The sequence below is a fragment of the Pseudomonas sp. fls2-241-TYG-175 genome, assembly GCF_030209155.1.
In the GTDB taxonomy this organism is placed as follows: Bacteria; Pseudomonadota; Gammaproteobacteria; order Pseudomonadales; family Pseudomonadaceae; genus Aquipseudomonas; species Aquipseudomonas viridiflava.
Genome location: NZ_JARVSO010000048.1, coordinates 35677 through 42581 on the forward strand (window position 1 = coordinate 35677; position 6905 = coordinate 42581).

Consider the following 6905-nt stretch of genomic DNA (forward strand, 5'->3'; position numbering starts at 1 on the left):
CAGATGCACGCAATTGCACAGGTCTCGTTATGCGTTTCAGTTATAGGTCGTGCACTTTGCGTGATATGGGGTTTGAGCGTTTGCCGTTATGATAGGCGCCCCCGCAGTCTGGATTGCGAATACGCCATGACCCTGCAGTATCAAACCATTGCCGATTGCGTCGGCAACACCCCGCTCGTGCGTCTGCAACGCATGGCGGGTAACACCAGCAATACCCTCTTGTTGAAGCTTGAAGGTAACAATCCGGCCGGCTCGGTGAAAGACCGTCCTGCGCTGTCGATGATCACCCGCGCGGAACTTCGCGGCCAGATCCACGCCGGTGACACCCTGATCGAAGCCACTTCCGGCAATACTGGTATCGCGCTGGCCATGGCTGCCGCGATCAAGGGTTACCGCATGATTCTGATCATGCCGGACAACTCCAGCGCCGAGCGCAAGGCTGCAATGACAGCCTACGGTGCCGAGCTGATTCTGGTCAGCAAGGAAGAAGGCATGGAAGGTGCCCGTGATCTGGCCGAGCGCATGCAGACCGAAGGTCGCGGCAAGGTGCTGGATCAGTTCGCCAACGGTGACAATCCGGAGGCGCATTACACCTCCACCGGTCCGGAAATCTGGCGTCAGACGGGCGGTACGGTCACGCACTTCGTCAGTTCCATGGGTACGACCGGCACCATCATGGGCACGTCGCGCTACCTCAAGGAGCAGAATCCCGAGGTGCAGATCGTCGGTCTGCAGCCGATGGAAGGCGCATCCATTCCTGGCATCCGTCGCTGGCCCTACGAGTACCTGCCGAAGATTTATCAGGCCGATCGCGTCGACCGTATCATCGACATGGGCCAGACCGAAGCCGAAGACACCATGCGTCGACTGGCCCGCGAAGAAGGTATCTTCTGCGGTGTGTCGTCCGGTGGCTCGGTGGCAGGCATGCTGCGTATTTCCCGCGAAGTCGAAAACGCCGTGATCGTGGCAATCATCTGTGACCGAGGCGACCGTTACCTGTCGACTGGCATCTACGACGCGCCCAACTGATGGCCAAGCATGAGAGAGGGTTGCGCTTCCAGCCGACTGGAGGCGTCAAATCCGTGCAGGTGCCTGTCGGTAAAAAGCAGCGCCTGACCATCGAACGCCTGTCGGATGACGGGCGTGGTATCGCATTTCTGGAAGGTAGAACCTGGTTCGTCACCGGCAGTCTGGCGGGCGAAGAGGTTGAAGCGCGGGTGCTCAATGCACGCGGCAAGGTCGTCGAAGCGCGCACCGAGCGTGTGTTCACTGCCAGCGAAATGCGCCGTGCGCCCCTGTGCAAGCACTTCGGGCGTTGCGGGGGCTGCAGCGTGCAACATGTGCCTCATGACGAACAGCTTGCCCTGAAACAGCGCATGCTTGCCGAGCAGCTTCTGCGTGTAGCCAACGTGGCTCCTCAGGAGTGGGCGGCGCCGCTGACCGGTTCCGAACTGGCCTACCGCAGACGTGCGCGAGTCGCCGTGCGCTGGGACGTTAAGGCCAAACGGCTGGACGTCGGCTTCCGGGCAACGGCCAGTCAGGACATCGTCGGTATCGAGGAATGTCCGGTGCTGGTACAGGCCTTGCAACCGATCATGACGCAACTGCCGACGATGCTGCGCAGCCTGAGCAAACCTCAGGCGTTGGGGCATGTCGAGCTGTTCAGTGGTTCTGCCACGGCGGTCCTGCTGCGCCATACCGCGCCGCTGGCCGAGGCGGACCTGGCGATTCTCGAGGCATTCTGCGCAGAGCACGGCGCGCAGTTGTGGCTGCACGGTGAGGGCGATCCGCAACCGGCGAACCCGGACGATCAACTGGGCTATCGCCTGGCGCCCTGGAACCTGCAACTGGACTGGCGTCCGGGGGATTTCATTCAGGTCAACGCGCAGGTCAATACCGCGATGATCGAACAGGCGCTGGAGTGGTTGGCACCTGCGGCCGATGAAAGGGTAATGGACCTGTTCTGCGGCCTCGGCAATTTTGCCTTGCCGCTGGCAGGGCTGGCGAAGGAAGTGGTCGCCGTCGAGGGCGTTGCGACTATGGTCGAACGTGCGGCGGCAAACGCGGTGAGTAATGATCTGCGCAATGTGGCGTTTTTTCAGGCGGATCTTTCGCAGCCGCTGACGAACGCGAGTTGGGCAGCCGAGGGGTTTTCTGCGGTACTCTTGGACCCACCGCGTGACGGTGCATTCGAAGTGGTGCGCCAGATCGGAAAAACAGGCGCCCGGCGGTTGCTCTATGTGTCATGCAACCCGGCAACTTTGGCTCGTGATACGGTCGAATTGGTCAATCAGGGCTACCGTTTAAAACGTGCCGGAATACTCGATATGTTTCCTCAGACGGCGCATGTCGAGGCGATGGCTTTATTTGAAATGAGTAAGTGAGCAGCGGTTCATTGGATCGAATCAGCGGCTGACAGGGAATCTCATTTAATCCGACTGGCCCGCGAATGCCGGTCCTTGCTTGCCCGGCAAGTGGCATTCGCTCAGAAGGCTGGCGACTGATGGCGCTATTCATCGCGCCGTAGGGAAGGTAAGCAGCATGGTACAGGTGAGAGCGCACCAGCCGATAAACACAGACGGCAGCATCAACCTCGACGCATGGCTTGATCATATTGTCAGCGTCGACCTGGTCCTGGACCGGGAAGTCATGAAAAAGGCCTGTGAGTTCGCCCGGCAAGCCGAGCAGAACGACAAGGCACTGAAGAATCACTGGGCAGACGGCACCTCCAGTTTCCAGACCGGTCTGGAAATCGCGGAGATCCTGGCTGACCTCAAGCTGGATCAGGACTCGCTGGTCGCAGCGGTCATTTACCGGGGCGTGCGCGAAGGCGTGATTCCGCTGCCGGATGTCGAGCAGCAGTTTGGTGCCACAGTGGCCAAACTGATCGACGGCGTGCTGCGCATGGCGGCGATCAGTGCCAGTCTCAGTCCGCGCCAGTCGCTGGTGCTGGGCAGTCAGGCTCAGGTCGAGAACCTGCGCAAGATGCTGGTGGCGATGGTCGATGACGTGCGCGTCGCACTGATCAAGCTCGCCGAGCGCACCTGCGCGATTCGTGCGGTGAAGAACGCCGACGACGAAAAGCGCAACCGCGTGGCGCGGGAAGTCTTCGACATCTATGCGCCGCTGGCTCACCGCCTGGGTATCGGGCACATCAAGTGGGAGCTGGAAGACCTGTCTTTCCGCTACCTTGAGCCTGACCAGTACAAGCAGATCGCCAAGCTGTTGCACGAGCGTCGTCTGGACCGCGAGCGGTTCATCAGCGACGTCATGTCCCAGCTGGAAAACGAACTGCTGGCCACCGGCGTCACTGCCGATATCAGCGGCCGTGCCAAACACATCTATTCCATCTGGCGCAAAATGCAGCGCAAGGGCCTGGCGTTCAGCCAGATCTATGACGTGCGTGCGGTGCGCGTGCTGGTCCCGGAAATGCGCGACTGCTACACCGCGCTGGGCATCGTGCACACCCTGTGGCGGCACATTCCCAAGGAGTTCGACGACTACATCGCCAACCCCAAGGAAAACGGCTACCGCTCGCTGCACACTGCGGTCATCGGGCCGGAAGGCAAGGTGCTGGAAGTCCAGATCCGTACGCATTCGATGCATGAAGAGGCCGAACTGGGCGTCTGCGCGCACTGGCGCTACAAGGGCACGGACGTCAAATCCGGCTCCAACCATTACGAAGAGAAAATCTCCTGGCTGCGTCAAGTGCTGGAATGGCATGAAGAACTGGGCGACATCGGCGGGCTGGCTGATCAGTTGCGGGTCGATATCGAACCGGACCGGGTCTACGTCTTCACGCCTGACGGTCACGCCATTGACCTGCCCAAGGGCGCAACGCCGCTGGACTTCGCTTATCGGGTCCACACCGAGATCGGCCACAACTGCCGTGGTGCGAAGATCAACGGCCGGATCGTGCCGCTCAACTACAGCCTGCAGACCGGTGAGCAGGTCGAGATCATCACCAGCAAGCACGGCACACCGAGCCGCGACTGGCTGAACTCGAACCTGGGTTACATCACCACGTCGCGGGCGCGGGCCAAGATCGTTCACTGGTTCAAGCTGCAGGCGCGCGACCAGAACGTCGCCGCCGGCAGAACCCTGCTCGAGCGCGAACTGGCGCGTCTGGCACTGCCGCAGGTCGATTTCGACAAGCTCGCCGACAAGGCCAATCACAAGACCGCCGACGACATGTTCGCCGCGCTCGGTGCCGGTGATCTGCGTCTGGCGCAACTGGTCAACCTGGCTCAGCAGCAGGTCGAACCGGATCGCATGAACGAGCAGCTGGAGCTGATTCCGCGCAAGGCTACGGGCTACAAGCCGGGCAAGCGTGGCGATATTCAGATTCAGGGCGTGGGCAACCTGATGACCCAGATGGCCGGCTGCTGCCAGCCGCTGCCGGGCGATGCCATCGTCGGTTACATCACTCAGGGGCGCGGGGTGAGCATTCACCGGCAGGATTGCGCCTCGGTGCTGCAACTGGGCGGGCGCGAACCCGAGCGGATCATTCAGGTCAGCTGGGGGCCGGTGCCGGTGCTCACCTATCCGGTGGACATCATCATCCGCGCCTACGACCGTTCCGGTCTGTTGCGTGACGTGACTCAGGTGCTGCTCAACGAGCGGATCAACGTGCTGGCGGTCAATACTCGCTCGAACAAGGAAGACAACACCGCGCTGATGTCGCTGACCATCGAGATTCCGGGTCTGGACGCGCTGGGACGGTTGCTGGGGCGTATTTCCCAGTTGCCGAACATCATCGAGACGCGCCGTAACCGGACGCCCTGATTCAAGGCTTCCATAGTCGCCACTGTCCGACGGTATGCCGGACAGTGGCGACATCGCGGTAACAGAGATTTTGCAATGCACACACTTGAAGACCTCCTGCACCTCATGGCCCGGCTGCGCGATCCGCAGTACGGCTGCCCTTGGGATCTGAAGCAGACCTACGCCACCATCGTCCCGCACACGCTGGAAGAAGCCTACGAAGTGGCCGACGCCATTGAGCAGGGTGACTTCGATCAGCTTCAGGGCGAGCTGGGCGACCTGCTGTTTCAGGTGGTGTTCTACGCCCACCTGGCCAGGGAAGAAGGGCGCTTCGAATTCGAGGGCGTAGTCGATGGCATTGTCCGCAAGCTGCTGCGCCGTCATCCGCATGTGTTTCCGACCGGCGAGCTGTATGCGCCCATGGAAACGCCACGCCTGACGGACCAAGAGGTTAATCGGCGCTGGGATGAAATCAAGGCCCAGGAGCGTGCAGAAAAGTCGTCCGCGCCCGAGCAGTTGTCCCTGCTCGACGACGTGCCTGTTGCGCTGCCTGCGCTGAGCCGCGCCACCAAGCTGCAGAAACGCGCCGCTCAGGTCGGCTTCGACTGGCCTGCCGCCTTGCCGGTGGTCGACAAGGTGCGCGAAGAACTCGATGAAGTGCTTGAGGCAATGGTCGATAATGACGCTGACGGCATTGCCGAAGAAATCGGCGATCTGCTGTTTGTTGTGGTGAATCTGGCCCGGCACCTTAAAGTCGACCCGGAAACTGCGTTACGCTCGGCCAACAGCAAGTTCGACAGACGCTTCCGATTTATTGAACAGGCGTTGCGCCACGCCCAGCGACCCATCGAGGAATGCAGCCTCGAAGACATGGACGCGTTGTGGGGCGAAGCCAAACGTCAGGAAAAAAACGCACCCCGCTGCGGCTGAGTGGTTGTTTAAGAGAGAGAAAAGAGATGGCGGGTATTTCACTTCGCGACCAGTTGCTCAAGGCAGGTCTGGTCAACCAGAAGCAGGCCAAGCAGGTCGGCAAGGAAAAGCAGAAAGAGCAGCGTCTGGTGCACAAGGGCCAGGCTCAGGTCGATGACTCGCAGAAGCGCGCGGCTCAGGAAGCGCTGGCCGAGAAGGTCAAGCGCGATCAGGAACTCAATCGTCAGCAGCAGGAGAAGGTCGAGCAGAAGGCCCGTGCCGCTCAGGTCAAGCAACTGATCGAGGCCTCGCGTCTGCCCAAGCTGACTACCGAGGATTACTACAACTTCGTCGATGACAAGAAGGTCAAGCGCATCTCGGTCAACGCGCTGGTGCGAAACAAACTCAGCAGCGGCTCGCTGGCCATCGTCCACCACGGTGGCGGTTACGAGATCATTCCGCGTGAAGCAGCGCTGAAGATCCAGGAGCGCGATCCACGCCGCATTGTGTTGCTCAACACCCCGACCGAAGCGCCGGATGTGGACGACCCGTACGCGGCCTATCAGGTGCCTGACGACCTGATGTGGTAAGCCTCTTCGCCAGCATGACAAAACCCGCCTTGAGCGGGTTTTGTCATTTTACGATTCTGAAATTGCGGTCAATGGTTGCCCTGGCTTTCCAGCGCTTCCAGCTCTTCTTTATACTGATAGGCTTCGGATTCTATGTGAAACATGCCGACCAGTTGATCCTGTTGATGCACGTCCCAGATCTGAATGCCGTCGGCAACGGCTTCGTGAGAGAGGTGGGCGTCGTCGCGTTCAGTAACTCTGACAGTCATAGTGTTAGCTCCTGACTTTGGCAGCCTTGATGGTTAGGCCTCTGGATACTGCGGCGATGTGTCGCAGGACTCTTTTATAGGATCCGTTAGCAGGCTAAGTAAATAGCCCGTTCAGGTTCCGGGTCGGTCAGAAATTAACCGCTGCGCTGCAGCCCTAGAAACACGCGGGCTGCGGCCAAGTATTGATTAAATGAAGGATTTTTCATGTGTCCCGGTGGCGGGTACAACTGCCACAAACGGTGTTGTCTGCTGGTGCGGACGCGGAGCGTCCCGAGAGGCATTCCCACGCAGAGCGCTCATCGTTATACACAAGTCACCTGGCTCTCCAGTGAGACAGCAGCACTGCCGTGCTTTTTTGCGCGATAGTGCGGACACCGCCGATTGCGACGTGGGT

General features: G+C 60.3%; 6 protein-coding genes. 5 read left to right on the forward strand and 1 reads right to left on the reverse strand.

Translation table 11 applies throughout. The features are described from left to right. The first annotated feature begins 126 nt into the window (after window positions 1-126). The 5 genes from cysM to QRN20_RS24760 all read left to right on the forward strand — a co-directional run bounded on the left by cysM (window position 127) and on the right by QRN20_RS24760 (window position 6263). Entirely contained in the window at window positions 127-1029 is a 903-nt protein-coding gene (gene cysM / locus QRN20_RS24740; RefSeq protein ID WP_057407955.1) for a cysteine synthase CysM, read from the forward strand. Further along, window positions 1029-2384 carry a 23S rRNA (uracil(1939)-C(5))-methyltransferase RlmD gene (rlmD, locus tag QRN20_RS24745; protein WP_122501121.1) on the forward strand — a complete coding sequence of 452 codons (1356 nt, stop codon included), beginning with the start codon at window positions 1029-1031 and terminating at the stop codon, window positions 2382-2384. Before cysM ends, rlmD begins: the two co-directional genes overlap by 1 nt. Before the next feature lie 157 nt (window positions 2385-2541). Next, window positions 2542-4785, forward strand: a complete 2244-nt coding sequence (relA, locus tag QRN20_RS24750) for a GTP diphosphokinase (protein ID WP_025993800.1) — start codon at window positions 2542-2544, stop codon at window positions 4783-4785. A 75-nt stretch (window positions 4786-4860) separates the two neighbouring features. Beyond that, entirely contained in the window at window positions 4861-5694 is an 834-nt protein-coding gene (mazG, locus tag QRN20_RS24755) for a nucleoside triphosphate pyrophosphohydrolase (protein WP_088234777.1), read from the forward strand. Between the two features lie 26 nt (window positions 5695-5720). Then, a complete protein-coding gene (locus tag QRN20_RS24760) occupies window positions 5721-6263 on the forward strand; it encodes a DUF2058 domain-containing protein (RefSeq protein ID WP_285361463.1) in 543 nt (180 codons plus the stop codon). Between the two features lie 68 nt (window positions 6264-6331). Here QRN20_RS24760 and QRN20_RS24765 read toward each other — a convergent pair whose 3' ends face one another. Beyond that, window positions 6332-6511, reverse strand: coding sequence for a hypothetical protein (locus tag QRN20_RS24765; RefSeq protein WP_088234779.1), 180 nt, complete (start codon window positions 6509-6511; stop codon window positions 6332-6334). Between the last annotated feature and the right edge of the window lie 394 nt (window positions 6512-6905).